The sequence below is a fragment of the Ruegeria sp. HU-ET01832 genome (assembly GCF_040371315.1).
In the GTDB taxonomy this organism is placed as follows: domain Bacteria; phylum Pseudomonadota; class Alphaproteobacteria; order Rhodobacterales; family Rhodobacteraceae; genus Ruegeria; species Ruegeria lacuscaerulensis_A.
Map to the genome: position 1 here is coordinate 119,484 of NZ_BAABWL010000004.1, position 18,945 is coordinate 138,428.

Below are 18,945 nucleotides of genomic sequence, written 5' to 3' on the forward strand. Positions count from 1 at the left end.
CTGTGGCGTGTAAGGAAACCCCATGTCTCTTGGAACCAAAATCGCGTGGGACGACACCGTCCTGCCCTTTCAACTTGATCTGTCGGATATGCGCGGCCGCGTCGCGCGGCTGGACGGGGTGCTGGACGGCATCCTGAAACAGCATGATTACCCCGAAAAGGTCGAGGCTCTGGTGGCCGAGATGGCCCTGCTGACCGCGCTGATCGGCCAGACCGTTGCTCTGCGCTGGAAACTGTCGCTTCAGGTGCAGTCCAAGGGCGCGGTGCGCATGATAGCCACTGATTACTATGCCCCCACGCAAGAGGGCGAACCGGCCCGCATCCGTGCCTATGCCAGTTTCGACCGAGATAAGCTGACCGATGCCGCCCCCTTTGATCAGGTGGGTGAGGGGTATTTTGCCATCCTCATCGACCAGGGTGAGGGCACGCAGCCGTATCAGGGCATCACCCCGCTGGCGGGCGGTTCGCTTAGTGCTTGTGCCGAGGCGTACTTCGCGCAATCCGAACAGTTGCCGACGCGGTTCTCGCTCAGCTTTGGCAAATCGACTGAGCCGGGCGTCGGTGAACACTGGCGCGCGGGTGGGATCATGTTGCAGCACATGCCCAAAGCCTCGCCCTTTGCCGCATCGGGTGAAGGCAGCGGTGAGATTCTGACGGCCAATGATCTGGTCGACGGCGACGAAGGTGAAAACTGGGGCCGCGTGAACATCCTGCTGGATACGGTCGAGGATCTCGAGCTGATCGGCCCCTCGATCGCGCCCACCGACCTGCTGATCCGCCTGTTTCACGAGGAACAGCCGCGTGTCTATGACGCGCAGCCAGTGCAATTCGGCTGCACCTGTTCCGAGGATCGCGTGCGTCAAAGCCTGTCGATCTACTCGGCGCGCGACATTGAAAAGATGACCACGCCCGAAGGTGACGTGACCGCAGATTGCCAATTCTGTGGTGCGCATTACGTGCTGGATCCGGCCTCTGTCGGTTTTGATGCGGATGAGGCCTGATCCCACCGAACAGCTGCGGGCGGCGCTGCGCCGCCCCGGCCCGGGGTCCAGCGATTTCGACCTGAACCCCGACACGGTGCTGCCCGAGGGGCGCAAACTGCGTCCGGCCGGTGTGCTGGTTCCGATCTCAATCGCAAGCGATGAGCCTTGCCTGATCCTGACGAAACGGTCCTCGGCGCTGAAACATCATCCGGGCCAGATCGCCTTTCCCGGCGGCAAACAAGACGAAGGCGACGCGGATGTGACCGCCGCCGCCCTGCGTGAGGCGCAGGAGGAAATCGGCCTGCCCAGCGATGTGCCGCAGGTTTTGGGCCATCTGCCGCCGCACGAAACCGTCACCGCGTTCACTGTGACGCCGGTTGTGGCAATCCTGCGGGACCCGTTCCCGATCACCCCCGAGCCGGGCGAGGTTGACGAGGTATTCTCGGTTCCTCTGACACATGTGCTTGATCCGGCGAATTATGTTGTTGAATCGCGCCGCTGGGGTGGCCACAAACGGTATTATTATGCAGTGCCGTTCGGTCCTTATTATATCTGGGGCGCGACGGCCCGGATGTTGCGGGGATTGGCCGCGCGGATGAACGAATGACACGAATCTCGGACGGTTGGGTCGCGGACCCAGCAACCCAAAAATTGTGCGCAGCCCTGACGGATGCCGGGGCACAGGCGCTGTTTGTAGGTGGTTGCGTGCGCAATGCGCTGCTGGGTGCACCGGTTTCCGATATCGACGTCGCAACGGATGCGCGCCCCGAACGGGTGATGGAACTGACGCAGGCCGCGGGCCTCAAGGCCATTCCCACCGGGATCGAACATGGCACTGTCACCGTGGTCAGCCACGGCGTCCCGCATGAGATCACCACCTTTCGCCGTGATGTAGAGACGGACGGCCGCCGCGCCGTTGTGGCCTTTGCCGACACAATCGAAGAAGACGCCGCGCGGCGTGACTTCACCATGAACGCGCTATACGCCCGACCCGATGGCTCTGTATTGGACCCGCTTAACGGTTTGCCGGACCTGCAGGCGCGGCGGGTGCGCTTCATCGGCACCGCCGAAAACCGCATTCGCGAGGACTACCTGCGCTCGCTGCGCTTTTTCCGGTTTCATGCATGGTACGGCAATATGGAAGCGGGTTTCGACGCGGATGCACTGGCCGCGATTGCTGCCAATCTGGACGGGTTGTCCGGCTTGTCCCGCGAACGAGTCGGGGCCGAGATGTTGAAGTTGCTTGGCGCGCCTGACCCTGCGCCTTCGGTCGCGGCGATGCGGCAGGCGGGGGTGTTGGTGCAGGTGCTGCCGGGGGCCGAGGATCGCGCGCTTGCCCCGTTGGTCGCGTTGGAAGAACAGGCCGGGGCCGCGCCTGACCCGATCCGCCGCCTGGCTTCCATAGCAACGCCCGAGATCGCCAAAACCCTGCGTCTAAGCAAGGCGCAGCTGCAACGCCTGACCCGGATGCGTGATGAGGCAATGGCCACCACCAGCATTGCCGAGCTGGGCTTTCGCTATGGCGAAGAGGGCGGGATGCACGAAACCCTGCTGCGTTGCGCCTTGCTGGAACAGCCTTGGTCCGAGGCGATGCGCCAAGACCTGCGCGCCGGGGCGGCCGCCGATTTCCCCGTTCAGGCTACCGATCTGATCCCCGATTTCACCGGTCCCGCGCTGGGCAAGAAGCTGGCCGAGCTTGAGGCCCGCTGGATCGCATCCGGCTTTGCCCTGACCCGAAGTGATCTGCTGGGCGGGTAGGCGAGGTCTCAAAAAGGGATGACAAGTCGAAAGGTTTGTGATTACGTGCGGCTGTCACATGAATGGAGGGATGCGAATGTATTACGGGATCTGGTTCGGCTAAAGCCGGAACACTTTGACCCGTAGGGGTGGTGTTCTGGCGCCATCTGTCTTCGCATGACCTGTTATCTGCTCAATCTGGAGCATCCTCCATGTTTCGCTATTTCGAAAACCTTGTTGACCCTTTTGTCGCCTATCAGGAAACCAACACACCACCCACGCGGCTGTGGCCGTTCATGTTGGAATACACGCGACCGTTTTATCGGCTGTTCTTTTGGGCTGCGCTGATCTCGATCATCGTGGCCGGTGTCGAAGTCGGGCTGATCTACTATATGGGCCGCGTTGTTGACCTGCTGTCCGGGTCCCCGGCCGAAGTTTGGCAGGCCCACGGCACCGAGTTGATCCTGATGGCCGCCTTCGTGTTGCTGCTGCGCCCGCTGCTGCACGTGGTGGACGTACTTTTGCTAAACAACGCGATTTTGCCCAATATAGGCACTATTTTTCGTTGGCGCGCGCATAAGCATGTGCTGCGTCAATCTGTGGGCTGGTTCGAGAATGATTTCGCGGGCCGGATCGCCAACCGCATAATGCAAACGCCCCCGGCTGCGGGTGAGGCGGTGTTTCAGGTATTTGACGCAATCTCGTTCTCGCTGGCCTATCTGGTGGGTGCTGCGATCCTGTTGATGGCAGCTGATCCGCGTTTGCTTTTGCCGTTGCTGATCTGGTTTGCGCTCTACGCGATACTCGTACGCTGGACGGTGGCGCGTGTTGGCCCTGCGTCGCAGGCGGCCTCTGATGCGCGCTCGGCTGTTACAGGGCGAGTTGTGGACAGCTATACCAACATCCATTCGGTCAAGATGTTTGCCCATGACGCGCAGGAACTCGACTATGCCCGCGAAGCCATCGAGGAAACCCGCCGCACCTTCCAGATCGAGATGCGGATTTTCACCATCATGGATGCGGTTTTGGTCACGTTGAACGGGCTGCTGATCGTGGGCGTTGTCGGTTGGGCGATTGCGCTGTGGATGCAGGGCAGTGCCTCGGTTGGGGTGGTAGCGGCGGCGACCGCTTTGACCCTGCGGTTGAATGCGATGACTGGCTGGATCATGTGGGCGCTGACCAGTTTCTTTCGCCAGCTTGGCGTCGTGGCCGAGGGGATGGAGACTATTGCTCAACCCATCGATCTGCTGGATGCGCCGGGTGCTCAACCCTTGCAGCTAAGCAACGGTCAGATCGACATCCGGGATCTGTCGCATCACTACGGGCGCAAAACCGGGGGACTGGACCACATCAACCTGACGATCCAGCCGGGCGAAAAGATCGGCTTGATTGGACGGTCTGGGGCCGGAAAATCGACCCTAGTAAAAATACTTTTGCGGTTTTACGACGTCGAACAAGGGGCGATCCTGATCGACGGTCAGAACATCGCGCAGGTTACGCAGGACAGTTTGCGCAGCCATATCGGCATGGTGCAACAGGATAGCGCGCTGCTGCATCGCTCGGTGCGGGACAATATCCTTTATGGCCGTCCCGACGCGACCGAGGATCAGATGATCGCCGCCGCCAAACAGGCCGAAGCGCATGAGTTCATCCTGGATCTGCAAGACCCGCAGGGGCGCACCGGTTATGACGCGCATGTGGGTGAACGCGGTGTAAAACTGTCGGGTGGGCAGCGGCAGCGGGTGACGCTGGCACGGGTCATTCTGAAAAACGCGCCGATTTTGCTGTTGGATGAGGCGACCTCCGCCCTAGATTCCGAGGTCGAAGCTTCAATCCAGGAAACGCTTTACGGCATGATGCAGGGAAAAACCGTGATCGCCATCGCCCACCGGCTCAGCACCATTGCTCAGATGGACCGCATTCTGGTCATGGATGGCGGCAGGATCGTCGAACAGGGTGGTCATGCTGAACTGCTGGCCAATGGCGGGCTTTACGCGCAGTTCTGGGCGCGGCAATCTGGTGGCTTTCTGAACCCCGAGGCTGCGGAATGAAGCTTGCCGACCTGATCAACCCGTTCAAAAACACCGAAACGCCCCCGCCGCAAACGCTGGGGGCGTTCATTCGCTGGTGCCTGTCGGGCGCTTGGCCGATGATCTTTGTAGCCGCGGCCTTCTCAGCCACCGCCGGCGCGATGGAAGCGGGCACGGCGTGGATGCTGGGTCTTGTGATCGACCTGACTGCGGAAACCGGGCCCGAGGGCATTCTGAGCGGCCCCGCGCTGTGGACGATCTTAGGGGTGGCGGCGTTTTTCATGCTGCTGCGTCCGGTGTTTTTCGGGCTGTCGGCCTTTTCGAACAACTACATCGTCATGCCCAACATTCCGCCGCTGGTTCTGGCCAAGCTGAACCGCTGGACTCTGGGTCAGTCTGTGACCTATTTCGACGACGATTTCGCAGGCCGGATCGCGCAGAAACAGATGCAGACCTCGAACGCGTTGGCCTCTGTCGTGTCGGAAACGATTAGTGCGATTGTGTTTGCGCTTGCCTCGCTTGTGGGCTCTTTGCTTTTGTTAGGGTCTATTCATCCGCTGGTGATCCTTCCTTTTGCCGCTTGGCTGGTGGTCTATTTCCTGCTGATCCGCTGGTATCTGCCGCGCATCCGCGTGCGGTCGGCGGCACGGGCCGGGGCGCGGGCGATGGTGTCGGGGCAAGTGGTCGACACGATAACCAATATCAAAACCGTGAAGCTCTTTGCCCATTCCGACTTCGAGGATCAGGCCGCACGAAAGGCGATGGTCGATCTGCGGGAAAAGATGCTCGCCTTCGGCAAGCTGTCGGCCAGTTTCCGGCTGATCCTTATGGTACTGGCCGGGGTTCTGCCGGTTCTGCTCTTGGGCGTCACGCTGATGCTGTGGCGCAATGGGATCGCGACAGCAGGGGATATTGTGGCGGCAGGTGCGGTCTCGATCCGCATTTCGCAGATGACCGGCTGGGTCAGTTTCACTCTGATGGGCCTTTATGCCAATGTGGGTGAGGTCGAGAACGGCATGAACACGCTGGCCAAGCGCGACCGGGTCGAGGATGCGCCGGACGCGACCGCCCTGCGCGTGCCCGAAGGCCGGATCGCCTTTGACCATGTCAGCTTTGCCTATGGCCGTGATGTGGGCGGTGTGTCGGATGTGGATATGACCGTTCACGCGGGCGAGAAGCTGGGCATTGTCGGCGCATCCGGCGCGGGTAAATCAACCTTGGTATCGCTACTACTCAGGCTCTATGACGGGGAAAAAGGCGCGATTTTGATTGATGGGCAGGATATCAGTCAGGTCACGCAGGACAGCCTGCGCAGTCAGATCGGCATGGTCACGCAGGAAACTGCGATGTTCAACCGATCCGCGCGCGAGAATATCCTCTATGGCCGCCCGGACGCGTCCGAGGAGGATATGATTGCTGCAGCTCAAAAAGCTGAAGCGCATGAGTTCATCCTGTCCTTGCAGGACGCCCATGGCCGTAAGGGCTATGACGCGCATCTGGGTGAGCGGGGGGTGAAATTGTCGGGCGGGCAACGGCAGAGGATCGCTCTGGCCCGCGCCATTCTGAAGGACGCGCCGATTCTGGTGCTGGATGAGGCGACGTCGGCATTGGATTCCGAGGTCGAGGCGTCGATTCAAACCGCGTTGCACCGGGTGATGCAAGGCAAGACCGTGCTGGCAATCGCGCACCGCCTGTCCACGCTCAGTGAGATGGATCGGATCGTGGTTCTGGATCAGGGCCGGATCGTGGAAACCGGCACCCATGAGGCCCTGTTAGAGCAAGGCGGTCTGTATGCCCGGTTCTGGCATCGCCAGTCCGGCGGGTTCATTCAGGTCGAGGCGGCGGAATAATACCCAAAGGGCTTTTGTTGCGCGCATAGCCCCGGTATCAGGCCCCCATGACGCAGCAATTCACCATAATCCGCCTTGGTCATCAGGGCGATGGCATCGCCGATGGCCCTGTTTACGCCCCTCGCACCCTTCCGGGTGAGGTGGTTAGCGGCACGGTGGACGGTCAGTTTTTGCAAGATATCCGGGTCGAAACCCCCTCGGACCAGCGTGTCAAGGCGCCGTGCCGCCACTACAAGGCGTGCGGCGGGTGTCAGCTGCAGCACGCGTCAGACGATTTTGTCGCTGGGTGGAAAGTGGATGTGGTGCGCAACGCGCTGGCCGCGCAGGGGCTCGATGCGCCGATGCGGCCCATTCACACCTCGCCGGAACGCTCGCGCAGGCGGGCCACCGTCGCCGTGCGGCGGACGAAAAAGGGCACGCTTGCGGGATTCCATGGACGCGCGTCTGATACCATCACCGAGATCCCCGATTGTCACCTGCTGGATCCGGACCTGATCGCTGCGATCCCAGTGGCCGAGGCGCTGGCCCTGTTGGGTGGCAGCCGAAAGGGGATTTTGGCCGTTACCCTGACCCTGTCTGAAGGCGGGCTGGATGTGGCCGTGAAAGGTGGTAAACCGCTGGACGGCCCGCTGGAGCTGGCCCTGGCGCAAGCGACCGAGAAACACGGCCTCGCCCGCCTCAGCTGGGACGGTGAAGTCATCGCCATGCGTCAGCCCCCCGTTCAACACTTCGGCAAGGCGGCGGTCGTGCCGCCCCCCGGCGCGTTTCTGCAAGCGACAAAAGATGGCGAACAGGCTCTGTTACAGGCGGTTTCGCAGGCCACACAGGGGGCAAAGCGGATCGTTGATTTATTTGCGGGCAGCGGAACCTTCTCTCTGCCGCTGGCGGAAGCCGCCGAAGTGCATGCCGTCGAGGGCGAGGCCGTGATGACCGAGGCGCTGGATCAGGGCTGGCGGCGGGCGCAGGGCCTCAAGAAAGTCACGACCGAGGCGCGCGACCTGTTCCGCCGCCCTTTGATGCCCGATGAGCTGAAATCCTATGACGCCGGGGTCATTGACCCGCCCCGCGCCGGGGCCGAGGCGCAAACGGTCGAGCTGGCGCAGGCCAAACGTCCGGTGATTGCCTATGTTTCGTGCAACCCGGTGACTTTTGCCCGCGACGCAAAGACGCTGGTTAACGCGGGATACACCCTTGAATGGGTACAGGTGGTTGACCAATTTCGATGGTCGTCCCACACCGAACTTGCCGCCCGGTTCACCCTGAACCCCTAACCGCACAGGAGATCATCCCAATGGGGATCACTCAGCGCCTGCTGACCATCATCGAAGCCCCATGGTTTGGGAAATTCATCACCGGGGTCATCCTGTTCAATGCGGTGCTTTTGGGGATGGAGACCTCACCCACGTTGATGGAGGCTGCGGGCCCCCTGATCGTAACTCTGGATAAGTTGTGTCTTGCGATCTTTGTGGCTGAGATCGCGATGAAGCTGGTCGCAACGGGCCGCAGGTTTTTTACAAGCGGCTGGAATATCTTCGATTTCATCATCGTGGGCATCGCTCTTGTCCCGAGTGCGGGTGCCCTGTCGGTGCTGCGGGCACTGCGAATTCTGCGGGTGTTGCGGGTAATATCCGTTGCGCCGCGCCTGCGCCGAGTGGTGGAAGGCTTCGTCTCGGCGCTGCCGGGCATGGCCAGTGTGTTCCTACTGATGGCGATCCTGTTCTATATCGGGGCCGTGATCTCGACCAAACTGTTTTCCTACAGCTTTCCCGAGTGGTTCGGAGATCTGGGTCTGTCGGCCTACACGTTGTTCCAGATCATGACGCTGGAAAGCTGGTCGATGGGTATCGTCCGCCCGGTGATGGAGGTGTACCCCTATGCCTGGTTGTTCTTTGTGCCCTTCATCATGGTCACGACATTCGCCGTGGTGAACCTGCTGGTCGGTCTGATCGTGAATTCGATGCAGGATGCCCACCATGCCGAGGATGAGGTTAAAACCGACGCCTACCGCGATGAAGTTCTGGAGCGGCTGGAAAGCATCGAGCGCCGTTTAATTGAGCACTCGGACATCAAAAAGTGATTTCAGTTTTTGCCGATTCTGGCATAATCCTTGAAAAAAACAGAGCAGCAGGCAGTGAAACATGGATCGTCGAGCATTTGGAATGGGTGCTGTAGCAACGCTGGGCCTTTCGGCCTGCGCGTCGGCCAGCCCAAGATTTCTGACCTATGACGGGCCCGAGGTCACCTCATTAGTGATCAACAAGGGTGCACGTAAACTTTATCTTCTTCATAACGAACATGTCCTGAAGGAATACAAGGTCGACCTTGGCTTTGCTCCGCGGGGCACCAAGACCAAGCGCGGTGATGGACGCACGCCGGAAGGCACGTATCTGATTGATCGCCGCAATCCCAACAGCCGTTATCACCTGTCGTTGGGTATTTCCTATCCCAACTCGCAGGATGTGGCTCAGGCCAAGGCGGCGGGTGTTGACCCGGGCGGAGACATCTTTATCCACGGCCAACCCAACAAGCGGGCCGAGCGTAAACGGGCAAAGAAAACAGAAGACTGGACGGCGGGTTGCATCGCGGTCACTAACGATGAGATCGAAGAGATCTATGCGATGGTGAACCGCGGCACGACTATCACGTTGCGCCCGTAGCCGGTTTCCATCCTCCGAACCCGAATTGTATATAGTCGCGCTGGTAGACATCCTCTGCCAGCGTTTCGAGTGTTTCGTCGTAAATTTCGGCCAATGTGAATGGCGCGTCATCGGGGGCTGTATCCGGCATGGGTGGGGCATCATGACCCATCTCTCGCACCAGATCAGGAAGCGCTTTGGTCATTTCATCTTCGCGTAAGATCAGATCGGGCAGAGCGAACGACGCCATCCCCTCAAGGACTTGTGCCTGACTGCACCAGACGCCGTCCACTCGAACAGGGGTCTGCCCGGCGAGGTTTTGGCGCAGAAACACCAGAAACGCGCTGAACGCTTCATGGTGTTGATCCAGTGAATAGGTTTCAGCGCGCACCTGTCCCGGGATCGGGATTTTGAACCGGTTGCGCAGTATGTTGCGTATCTTCAGATAGGCGCCAGGTTCGGTACTGAGGATGTTCCTGCAAAACACCGAATGTGCGCGGGCCAAAGGATGGCGCACAACGGTGAACTTACGATGCCCTTTGTTGGACTGAAGCCAGTGCCGGGTTTGCTTGCGGTTCTGGTTCGTCAACAGATTCTCGGGCGACACCCCGTCGAGTTTGGCCAACCACGCCTTAACCCGATCCTCGACACCTCCGCGAACTGGCAAATACATCACTGGCGTGTTCGGTGCTGCAACGTGATTGGCGACCGCCGGACCTCTTCGAGGTTCAAAATTGGGTGTGCGATGCAGATTGAAATAGTCCAGCCCGTGCAGGGATTGCTCGGTCTCGTCAGGGTTGGTGACTTTGGCCAGAGGCGGCTCGGGGTTTTGCGGCTTGAGCGTGTCGTCGATCCGGGACAAGCGACTTTCCAAGCCTAACCACTTGGCCAGACCGTTCAGTGTTTCAAGACGATGCAGGTCATCATACGAGATGTAGAAGGCTGTTTGGCCGCTTGCCTGCAAATGGTGCAGCAAAAACAGCTGAAAATCCTGCTGCTGGTCTAGATAGTCCCTAAAGCTGTGAGGATCGAATTCAACCTGAGCTTCGCGTCGGCGTTTTACGTTCTTTAACTGCCATTGCTTGGTTTCCCGCGCTATCTGCAGGGAAATGAAACTGTCCAACGGATTGCGCGTCAGGATAATCTTGGCGCAACGGGGATCGCTCAAAACGGGCTTTAACACTCGGGAATCATGCCCTTGGAAAAAACGAAACCCATTCATTTCGCCGGGTGCAATCCTGATTGCTTCCAACAGGCGAGACGGGTCGGCGTCCCGTTCGTCCAACGAAATGTCCAAAAGCGTGTCCGATTTAACGCGTCCGATGAAATGTGGATTGAACGCCTCGCCATGGCTTGTGACACCATCCAGCGCGTTCAGGTTCGCCTCGAGCAGGTTGGAGCCAGTGCGCATGGCGGCAAGGATGACAAAATAGTCGAAACGGGGCTGCATAAGTGGTCACTGCACCAGATAGGGTTTGTGATAGGGTCTTGTCCGTTTGCCGAACACATCATCGGCAGGAAAATCGCCCATCAGGTAAGGGTGCATTCCTTGGTTTTTTAGGTTCTGCAGAAACTGTCCGAAGCCGCTCAGGTCGACCATCGTCGGCGCGGTTGTCAGGTGGGCTTGGGTCTGCATTCCAATTTCGTCTGCCACAGTTTGCAGGGGTTCCATGGGGGATTCGACGAATTCAGCCAGTGACCACGTTCGTACCCGCGCTTTGGTCCAGACCGAGTTCAAAACCTCGAGCTGCTTGGTTTCGATCTGCTGAAGGCGCGCGGCCTCGGCCCGGATATCCGAAAAATTCATATTTGACCGAAACAGAGATATGGCCCACGCCCCGGTCACGACTGAAATCTGAGCATTTTTGTCGCGCGCCAGAAACCAATTAAGCGACTGCGTGTCGCGAGGCCCGTATTGAAAACACTGCCGCTCGCCGCGCGTGTTCCAGATCAGATTAGACAGGAAGGCGGTTGGGTTATAATCCCGCAAAGTCGCGCAGTCGCTGAGTGCGCCATTCGAGATCGTCTCACTCCCCGAAAACTGGGCACGTTCCGGGGCAAAGAGATGACCATGGACGCGTGCACCAGTCGTATCCGTAAGCCAGCTTTCAAAATCGTCGAACAGTTCCGTAAAGCCCTGAAACACTGAGTAGGGAAAACACGTCAGACCGTTCTCGCTGCCATGCCGGGGAAAGCGGCTTTGCATGTACAAGCCATCCCGCCCGCGCGTGCGACGCTCGACCGCTTTGGAAAACACTCGGTCGATCTTGCCGGGGTTCGGCTCAGCCGGAGAGACTGCGCTGCTCTGTTTGGTCAGAAAGGTCTGATACAAGCGGTCGGCATTGCACCAGATCTTGCGGGCCACAAAACAATCGGACCGCCGCAAAAGCTGTAAATGGTCGTCGTAGAATATATGCGGACGACCTTGGAAATCGAATTTGGACAAGGTCAGTGACCGGCTTTCGATATGTGTGGAATACAATCGGGCGAGTGTTTGGAAATAGCTTTCGTCCGGAATCCACACCCGCCGGAAATAGCGATCATACACCTTGCGTTTGGGGTCTTGCAGAATTGCGGACAGGGTCTGGCGTGTCAGACACCACCATTGGCTACCCATATGCGGAACCAGCCCCTTGGGAATGCTGCGACGCATTCCCAGTGCACGTTGCAATTTGACATAGGCATCAAACAGTTTGCGATGCCTGCGCCATGAAAACGGAAATCGCAGCGTAAAGCGTTCCTGATCCAGGCCACCAATTGTCCAGCTTACGTCTGCCGTGGTTGCGCTTTCGATGAAATCCACTCTGGGGCGTTGCGCGAGGTACTCGATCAGTTCAGGTACTGGTCGCAAAGGTAGGCAAGCGCCCGAGGACAGGTAAACATGGTGAACGTCTGGGAACGCGTCCAGCATCAGTTCGGCCCCTGCCTGCGACGCCTCAACAAGGCCCCAACTGCCCCACGGGCATTTGTGACGTCTGGAGAACCGGATAAGTGGATTGTCATCGCAAGAGGCCACAAAATCCGAAAAGACCTGATCTGACACGTTCTGATCCACGTGGATCACGACGGGACAGCCTGACGCCGTCCAATGCCGAGCAACCTGCTCGGCCCGGTGCAGAGCCGTGTGTACCAGCATGAGGACGCCCAGATTGCTCATGCCCAGTTTCCTTTGGACATAAGGCCCAGAATCTCAAGCTGTCGCCAATTGATGTACTTCTCGGACCACGTGCACCAAAAGACGGGCTGCTCGTCCAGGCCTTGCGCATAAGCCTGATATTCCCCGGATTTTCGATAATGCTGGCGACGGCCCATTTCTTCGCGGGCTTTTTCGCCCAGCGTATTGATCAGTTTGGCGTGCAGCAGCGCGCCGCTGGTCTTTTCGCCGCCCCATTCGTCATAGACCTGGTTCAACCCTCGTGGCAGCAGCGAATGAGTCGAGCTGACATAAGCATAGCGACGATCCCATTTAACCAGCGGGATTTTGTTAAGCGCTGGTGCCTTTGACGGGGTGTCGCGAAAGAATACCCGTGCCCGCGGCCCACCTTGTATCCACAGATTTCCGTATTCCGGGTTCCGGGTGATCATGTAATTGCCGGAATCGAACCAACGAGCGATTTCAAACGGATCCTGCCCTTCGGTGTAAACCTGTGCATCGACCGGGCCACGCGGGTACATATCCAGCAGCATCGTGCCAAAGCTGCGAACGGCGCATCCGTCCAGCCAATCTGTCAGTGCCCGCAGCGGCCGCGTGTCGCAAAACGGGTAGATAAAAAACTCATCCGGGTCCACGGTCAGAACCCAGTGCCCATGGGCATATTTGCGCAGAAGGTAGTTCGACCAATCTATCCCGAAGGTCGCGCGCCGATAGCTGGCGTTTGTATGCCAGACCGAAACATCCGGCTGCGCGGCCAGGAACTCGGCCGTGCCATCGTCACTGTCATTGTCCACGAAAAGAAAATGGTTAACACCCAGCTTACGATAATATTCCAGAAAATAAGGAAGGCGGATTTTTTCATTCCGCACCACGCTCATCAGCAGGGTGTCGCGGCGTTTGATCTTACCAGTGTTGTTCGAGACGGTCGAAAGATCGCGTCGTTTTCGAACGCAGCGCAAAATACGGCGCTTGCGCCGCAGTCTCATTCGGTAAGAATCCAACAGGCTCACGTGACCGCCCAACCTTTTGATTTACGCGAGCATCCCCGGGGCCTGGATGTGCCAGAGTGGTGCCGGGTGATTGTCGAGTTATGCCATTTTTTCATGTATCAAAGCAATGCATTTACAAGTCGTTAGCCCCAGTGGCGGTTTCCCACTCAATTAGACCCATCAGTTTGGCTTGTTGCAACGTTTTCCAACCCGTGTAGCGTGCGGATTGAGAGGTCCAGAGAGTCGGCCGATCGGCTATCCCGTCATAGTAGTCACCAAATTGATCTGGATCGTGGAAATGCTGTCGGCGGGTTTTTTCGGACTGCGATTTTTCGACGATCTCGGGCAGGAATTTCGTATGCAGCAATACCCCGGATGGGGTTTGGTTATTCGGCCCGGTGTAGGTGGCATTCAAGTCTTGGGGTAATGCGGAATGGCAAGAGTTTACAAAGGCATACCGCCGCGACCAACGTATTAGTGGAATCTTGTTCAGGGTTGGAGATCGGTCCGGCCTATCTGAAAAGAACATGCGCTCCCGCACACCGCCCTGCACCCAGAGATTACCTAAAGGCGATTGCCTTCGTGATCTGTAAGGCGCCGGATCGAACCAGCTCAGCAGGTCGGTTGGGTCGGTTTCAGAGTTATAAGGTTCGGCACCCAGCGGACCTTTGGGGTACAGGTCCAGCATCAAAGCACCAAAAGCGCGTTGTCCCCTTGCGTCCAGCCATGCGGTCAGGTCGTGCAAGGTCCGGGTGTCGTAGTCAGGATAGACAAGCAGTTCATCGGCATCCACCATCAAGGTCCAGTGCCCGTGACCATAGCGCATCTGCAACCATGTCAGCCAATCCAAGCCGAAGCGTGACGCACGATAGCTGGCCTGGGTTTGCCACAGTGAAACATCCGGTTGGTCGCGCAGCAGCTCGACCGAGCCGTCATCGCTGCCATTGTCCACGATCAGAAAGTGGTCAACACCCAGCGCGCGATAATGGCGCAGGAACCAGGGCAGACGGGTGATTTCGTTGCGCAGAGTGGTAAACGCCAAAATGGTGTCTTGTCCGATCCCTGCGGTCCGGTTTGCCAGGGCCGTCAGGTCGTGGCGACTGCGAAAGGATCGCCACAGCAGTCGCCTCCGTTTCAGCCGCAACCGATACTTCTGCGTCCAACTGATGGGCGGAAGGTTATCGGGCGCGGAATCGGTCACCAAAAGCTCATTTCTCGTAATTGCCGTTCTGGTGCCAACGCCAGGCGTCGCCAATCATAGTCTCTAACGTTGATCTTTCCGGCGACCAACCCAGTTCCTCCCCGGCCCGGACGGACCCTGAAACCAGTTTGGTGCAGTCTCCAGCCCGGCGTGGGCCGATTGAATAGGGCACCTCGCGGTTGGTGACGGCTTTGGAATGGCCGATCACCTCCATCACCGAAAAGCCCGAGCCGGTGCCCAGATTGAACACCCGGCTGCCCTTGCCCTGTTCCAGCCAATTCAGCCCCAGCACATGGGCATCCACCAGATCGCAAACATGCACATAGTCGCGGATACATGTCCCGTCGGGCGTATCATAATCGGTGCCGAACACAGTCAGCCCGTCGCGCTTGCCGTCAATGGCATCCAGCATCAAAGGGATCAGGTGAGTCTCAGGGCGGTGGAATTCGCCCACTTCGCCCTCGGGGTCTGCGCCCGCCACGTTGAAATAGCGGAAAATCACGTGGTTCAGTCCATGCGCTGCTTCGAAATCCCTCAGAATATCCTCGATCGCGCGTTTTGAGGCCCCATATGCGTTCAGCGGCAATTGCGCGGTGTCTTCATCCAGCACCACATTGTCATGCTCGCCGTAGGTCGCGCAGGTCGATGAGAACACAAAGTTCCGGCAACCCGCGGCGACCGTGGCTTCGATCAGGTTTAGCGAGCCGGTGACGTTGTTGGTCCAGTATTTACCAGGCTCGGACATCGCCTCACCCACCTGGCTGAGGGCGGCGAAATGCATCACGGCGGCGGGTTGGTACTTGGCAAAAACCTCATCCAACCGGGCGCGGTCTAGCAGGTCGCCCTGTTCGAACGGGCCGAATTTCACCGCGTCCTGCCAACCGGTAATCAGGTTGTCATAGGTCACAGGTGTATAGCCGGCCTGCGCCAGCGCCTTGCAGGCATGCGATCCAATATATCCGGCCCCGCCGGTGACAAGAATATGCGTCAATTCAGTATCCAGTTTTCGAAACCGGGCGTGTTTAGTTCCTGTTGGATAAACACGCCAGCGTCAGTTTTATTCAATCCAGGCCCATCTCGGCCATCATCTGTTCCAGCTTGGGCACGTCCTGTGGATTGTTCAGCTCCCAGAACTGGCGGCCTTTGGCCTCAACCTCGACGCACAGAACTTTGCGGCCGTTCTCCATGAAGCGTAGCTGTTCTAGCCCTTCCAACTGTTCCAGAGGGCCCGTGGGCCATGTGGGATAAGCCGCCAGCGCATCGGGGCGATAGGCATAGACGCCCACATGGTGAAACACCGGGGTGTCGTCAGTGGCCGCATAGGACTGCGCGGTATAGGGCACCACCTCTTTCGAGAAATAGAGCGCGCTATGATCTGCCGCGAAAACGGCGGTGGTGCCACCGACCCGCCCGTGTTTGCGGTCGTTCAGCAGGCTGTTGAGCGCGTCCCCGTCGCAACGCAGCACTGGCGTGGCAACCCCGGCGTCGGGTGCGGCGCGCAGGCCCGCGATCAGGTCCTCGACAAACCAATGCGGCGTCAGGGGTGCGTCGCCCTGCAGATTGACCACAATGTCGTAGCCCGCGCCCAGATTGGCATGTGTTTCGGCGCAACGTTCGGTGCCATTCTGGCAAGTTTCCGAGGTCATCACGACCTCGGCCCCAAACGCCTCTGACGCTTCGCGGATGCGGTCATCATCGGTGGCGACAACCACCTTGTCGACGCTCGACACCGAACAGGCCGCGCGCCAGGACCGTTCGATCAGGGTCATGGCTTTGCCGCTAGACCCGGTCAGCGGCACCAGCGGTTTGCCCGGATAGCGGGTCGAGGCGTAGCGGGCGGGAATAGCGATGAGAACAGACATCAGGCCTCCTTCAGCTCAACACCCGGAGCGTAGGCGATGAAGAACGGGTTTGCATAGCCGTCCTTGCCGTAGGTCAGGGGGGAATGATCGTCGAACCGCACCACGTGTCCGCCCGCACCGGCCAGAACAGCGTGGCCTGCGGCGGTGTCCCATTCCATCGTACGGCCCACGCGGGGGTAGAGGTCTGCTTCGCCTGTGGCGACCAGACAGAATTTCAGCGACGAGCCCGCGCTTTTGCTGTCCTTGACCTGATATTTGTTGATGTAATCCTCGGTCGCCTGATCCCGGTGCGACTTCGACGCCACGATCATCAACGCCGAATTGTCCGGTTTAGAGACTGATATCGGTGACACATCGCTCGCTTGTGCCTTGTCCAACGTGCCGGTTTCCTCGACCGATTGGCCATTCGGTTGGGTATAGAACATGCGCCCTTTAGCAGGTGCATAGACAACGCCGCGCGTCGGCACGCCATTCTCGACCAAAGCGATGTTTACCGTAAAATCGCCGCGCCGGTTGATGAATTCCTTGGTCCCGTCCAGCGGGTCAACGATCAGGAACGTTTCGCCTTTCTCCGAATGCGAGGCGGCCTGTTCCTCGGTCACCAGCAGAATATCGGGAAACGCAGCGCGCAACCCGGCCGAAATCAGAGCGTCTGCAGCCTCATCCGCTTCGGTCACGGGGCTGGCATCGGATTTGACTTTGACGTCGAAATCATCTGCCTCATAAATCTCCATGATCTTGTCGCCAGCTTCCAAGGCGAGGCGTCGAATGACAGGGATGAGGGCGTCGTAGGTCACAACAATGCTCCGTTCCAGTGATTTGTTGATCGAAAATCCTGACGGCCTTATGATGCGCCGGTTACGGAACGGCAAGAAATTCGTGGCAAATTGCAGGCGATTCAGCGGGAAAGAGTGCGTACGTGTTTTATTTTGAGCGAAATAAATCGCTGGTGGGCGGTGCCTTTACCACACTTGAGCTGATCTATCATGCGGTTGTGCGCAGCATCCGCTCGCAACGGTCGAATGCTGTACTGGCCGTGATTATGAACATTGTGCAAATTCTTGCGCTGGTCACGGTGTTCTATCTGATCATGACCTTGGTTGGTAAAATCACAGGTGTTGCGAAGATTCGCGGTAACCCGATCCTGTTTTTGCTGTCCGGGGTATTTCTGTTTCTGACCCATGTGAAATCTGTAAGCGGTGTGTCTGGGGTTTCAACGGGCAACAATCCGATGATGTTGCATTCTCCGATGAACATGATGGTATCGCTTTTGGCAGCGGCCTTTGGGACATTATACACTCAGCTCGTTTCGATCCTGGTGATCCTGTTTGTATACCACGTCGCGATCGAGCCGCTTGAGGTGCAAGATCCGGGTGGTGCGTTCTACATGCTGGTTTTGGCATGGTTCACGGGATGCGCTGTAGGCGTTGTATTCATGGCGCTGAAGCCTTGGCTGCCAACTTTTGTGTCCATTTCCTCGACCGTGTACCGGCGTATGAACATGATTTTCTCGGGCAAGATGTTTGTAGCAAACAGTTTGGGAGGGTTTACTTTATTGATGTTCATCTGGAACCCGCTGTTTCATATCATTGACCAGTGCCGCGGGTTTGTGTTTCGCAACTACTTTCCGCGCAACACAAGTTGGGAGTACCCGCTGTGGGTCGGTCTTGTCTTGCTGCTGATCGGGCTGCTGGGCATTTTCTTTACGCGCCAGCATATCTCGCAAAGCTGGGGTGCCCGCAGTTAACGTGCGACACGCAAGGTCAGATTGATCCGCCCCCCTTTGGGCAGCAACCGGGATGAACCGAACCTAATTCGGTCTATGCCATGATAGGCCAGGCGAGCAGGTCCGCCCATGATTACGACATCACCCGAGTTCAGCCAGATCGACTCGGTCTTGCCGCCGCGGGTGGTATTGCCGATGCGAAACAGCGCGTCATCACCCAGTGAGACAGACAGAACGGGCCATGAAAAATCCGCCTCGTCCTTGTCCTGATGAAGCCCCATGCGCGTTCCTTCGCCGTAGTAGTTGATCAGGCAGCAATCGGGATCGCGTTCGGATGATGCGAGGTCCCGCCAGATATCAAGGATGGGATCGGGGATAGCAGGCCATGACATTCCTTTAGGGTGCAGATCCTGATACCGATATCCCGCTTTATCTGATACCCATCCCAAAGATCCGGCGGATGTCATGCGGACTGACATTTCCTTGCCCGAAGCCGTAGTTGGTCGAAACAATGGCGCAGATTTCAGAATCGGCCGCAGCATATCGACCAGTTGCGCCTGAGCGTGCCCGTCCAGATAAGCTTTTCGTATATCGAAATCGCGCAAAAGCAGCCGTGCCATCCAAGATTCCCCAATCCTTGCCAAAACCTTGCAAAAAAGGCCACAGATTCCCGAAAACCTGCGATTTACACCGCTTGCAGGCTTTTGGTCTCGCCCTTATATACGCCGGGACGCGTGATGGTGTAGGGCCATTGCGCAATTGAGATCGAGGCAGGGAT

The 18,945-nt window shown here is 58.3% G+C and carries 17 protein-coding genes; 9 read left to right on the forward strand and 8 right to left on the reverse strand.

Annotation, left to right across the window (positions count from 1 at the left end; translation table 11 throughout):
• Positions 1-22 precede the first annotated feature (22 nt).
• The 8 genes from hslO (at position 23) to ABWV79_RS13370 (ending at position 9,256) form a co-directional block, all read left to right on the forward strand.
• Complete coding sequence (gene hslO, locus ABWV79_RS13335) at positions 23-1,000, forward strand: Hsp33 family molecular chaperone HslO (protein ID WP_170355637.1); 978 nt, start codon at positions 23-25, stop codon at positions 998-1,000.
• Positions 990-1,589, forward strand: a complete 600-nt coding sequence (locus tag ABWV79_RS13340) for a CoA pyrophosphatase (RefSeq protein WP_170755494.1) — start codon at positions 990-992, stop codon at positions 1,587-1,589. Before hslO ends, ABWV79_RS13340 begins: the two co-directional genes overlap by 11 nt.
• Positions 1,586-2,740 (forward strand): CCA tRNA nucleotidyltransferase, encoded by a 1,155-nt coding sequence (locus ABWV79_RS13345; RefSeq protein WP_353392550.1) that lies wholly within the window; start codon positions 1,586-1,588, stop codon positions 2,738-2,740. Before ABWV79_RS13340 ends, ABWV79_RS13345 begins: the two co-directional genes overlap by 4 nt.
• Before the next feature lie 191 nt (positions 2,741-2,931).
• Positions 2,932-4,770 carry an ABC transporter ATP-binding protein gene (locus tag ABWV79_RS13350; RefSeq protein ID WP_353392551.1) on the forward strand — a complete coding sequence of 613 codons (1,839 nt, stop codon included), beginning with the start codon at positions 2,932-2,934 and terminating at the stop codon, positions 4,768-4,770.
• On the forward strand, positions 4,767-6,599 hold the full coding sequence (locus ABWV79_RS13355) for an ABC transporter ATP-binding protein (RefSeq protein WP_353392552.1): 1,833 nt from the start codon (positions 4,767-4,769) through the stop codon (positions 6,597-6,599). The genes ABWV79_RS13350 and ABWV79_RS13355 overlap by 4 nt, the downstream gene beginning before the upstream one ends.
• 47 nt (positions 6,600-6,646) lie before the next feature.
• Positions 6,647-7,870 (forward strand): class I SAM-dependent RNA methyltransferase, encoded by a 1,224-nt coding sequence (locus ABWV79_RS13360; protein ID WP_353392553.1) that lies wholly within the window; start codon positions 6,647-6,649, stop codon positions 7,868-7,870.
• Positions 7,871-7,890: 20 nt separating this feature from the next.
• Complete coding sequence (locus ABWV79_RS13365) at positions 7,891-8,676, forward strand: ion transporter (protein WP_353392554.1); 786 nt, start codon at positions 7,891-7,893, stop codon at positions 8,674-8,676.
• Positions 8,677-8,737: 61 nt separating this feature from the next.
• The gene (locus ABWV79_RS13370) at positions 8,738-9,256 is read left to right on the forward strand and encodes a L,D-transpeptidase family protein (protein WP_353392555.1); all 519 of its coding nucleotides are present in this window, start codon (positions 8,738-8,740) and stop codon (positions 9,254-9,256) included.
• Here the strand turns inward: ABWV79_RS13370 and ABWV79_RS13375 are convergent.
• From ABWV79_RS13375 to cysQ, 7 genes are all read right to left on the reverse strand, one after another.
• On the reverse strand, positions 9,240-10,685 hold the full coding sequence (locus tag ABWV79_RS13375; RefSeq protein ID WP_353392556.1) for a nodulation protein NodH: 1,446 nt from the start codon (positions 10,683-10,685) through the stop codon (positions 9,240-9,242). The two genes, ABWV79_RS13370 and ABWV79_RS13375, sit on opposite strands and share 17 nt — an antisense overlap.
• Before the next feature lie 6 nt (positions 10,686-10,691).
• The gene (locus ABWV79_RS13380; protein WP_353392557.1) at positions 10,692-12,392 is read right to left on the reverse strand and encodes a DUF5927 domain-containing protein; all 1,701 of its coding nucleotides are present in this window, start codon (positions 12,390-12,392) and stop codon (positions 10,692-10,694) included.
• Positions 12,389-13,375 (reverse strand): glycosyltransferase family 2 protein, encoded by a 987-nt coding sequence (locus ABWV79_RS13385; RefSeq protein ID WP_353392892.1) that lies wholly within the window; start codon positions 13,373-13,375, stop codon positions 12,389-12,391. The genes ABWV79_RS13380 and ABWV79_RS13385 overlap by 4 nt, the downstream gene beginning before the upstream one ends.
• Positions 13,376-13,511: 136 nt before the next feature.
• A complete protein-coding gene (locus ABWV79_RS13390) occupies positions 13,512-14,579 on the reverse strand; it encodes a glycosyltransferase family 2 protein (RefSeq protein ID WP_353392558.1) in 1,068 nt (355 codons plus the stop codon).
• Between the two features lie 7 nt (positions 14,580-14,586).
• On the reverse strand, positions 14,587-15,570 hold the full coding sequence (galE, locus tag ABWV79_RS13395; RefSeq protein WP_353392559.1) for a UDP-glucose 4-epimerase GalE: 984 nt from the start codon (positions 15,568-15,570) through the stop codon (positions 14,587-14,589).
• 70 nt (positions 15,571-15,640) lie between these two features.
• Positions 15,641-16,441, reverse strand: coding sequence for a 3-deoxy-manno-octulosonate cytidylyltransferase (locus ABWV79_RS13400; RefSeq protein WP_353392560.1), 801 nt, complete (start codon positions 16,439-16,441; stop codon positions 15,641-15,643).
• Complete coding sequence (cysQ, locus tag ABWV79_RS13405; RefSeq protein WP_353392561.1) at positions 16,441-17,238, reverse strand: 3'(2'),5'-bisphosphate nucleotidase CysQ; 798 nt, start codon at positions 17,236-17,238, stop codon at positions 16,441-16,443. Before cysQ ends, ABWV79_RS13400 begins: the two co-directional genes overlap by 1 nt.
• A 122-nt stretch (positions 17,239-17,360) precedes the next feature.
• Here cysQ and ABWV79_RS13410 point away from each other — a divergent pair, with 122 nt between their 5' ends.
• Positions 17,361-18,188, forward strand: a complete 828-nt coding sequence (locus tag ABWV79_RS13410; RefSeq protein ID WP_170755481.1) for an ABC transporter permease — start codon at positions 17,361-17,363, stop codon at positions 18,186-18,188.
• On the opposite strand, the gene ABWV79_RS13415 is transcribed toward ABWV79_RS13410, so the two are convergent.
• Positions 18,185-18,787, reverse strand: a complete 603-nt coding sequence (locus ABWV79_RS13415) for an alpha-ketoglutarate-dependent dioxygenase AlkB family protein (protein ID WP_170355651.1) — start codon at positions 18,785-18,787, stop codon at positions 18,185-18,187. The genes ABWV79_RS13410 and ABWV79_RS13415 overlap by 4 nt on opposite strands.
• Positions 18,788-18,945: the final 158 nt, after the last annotated feature.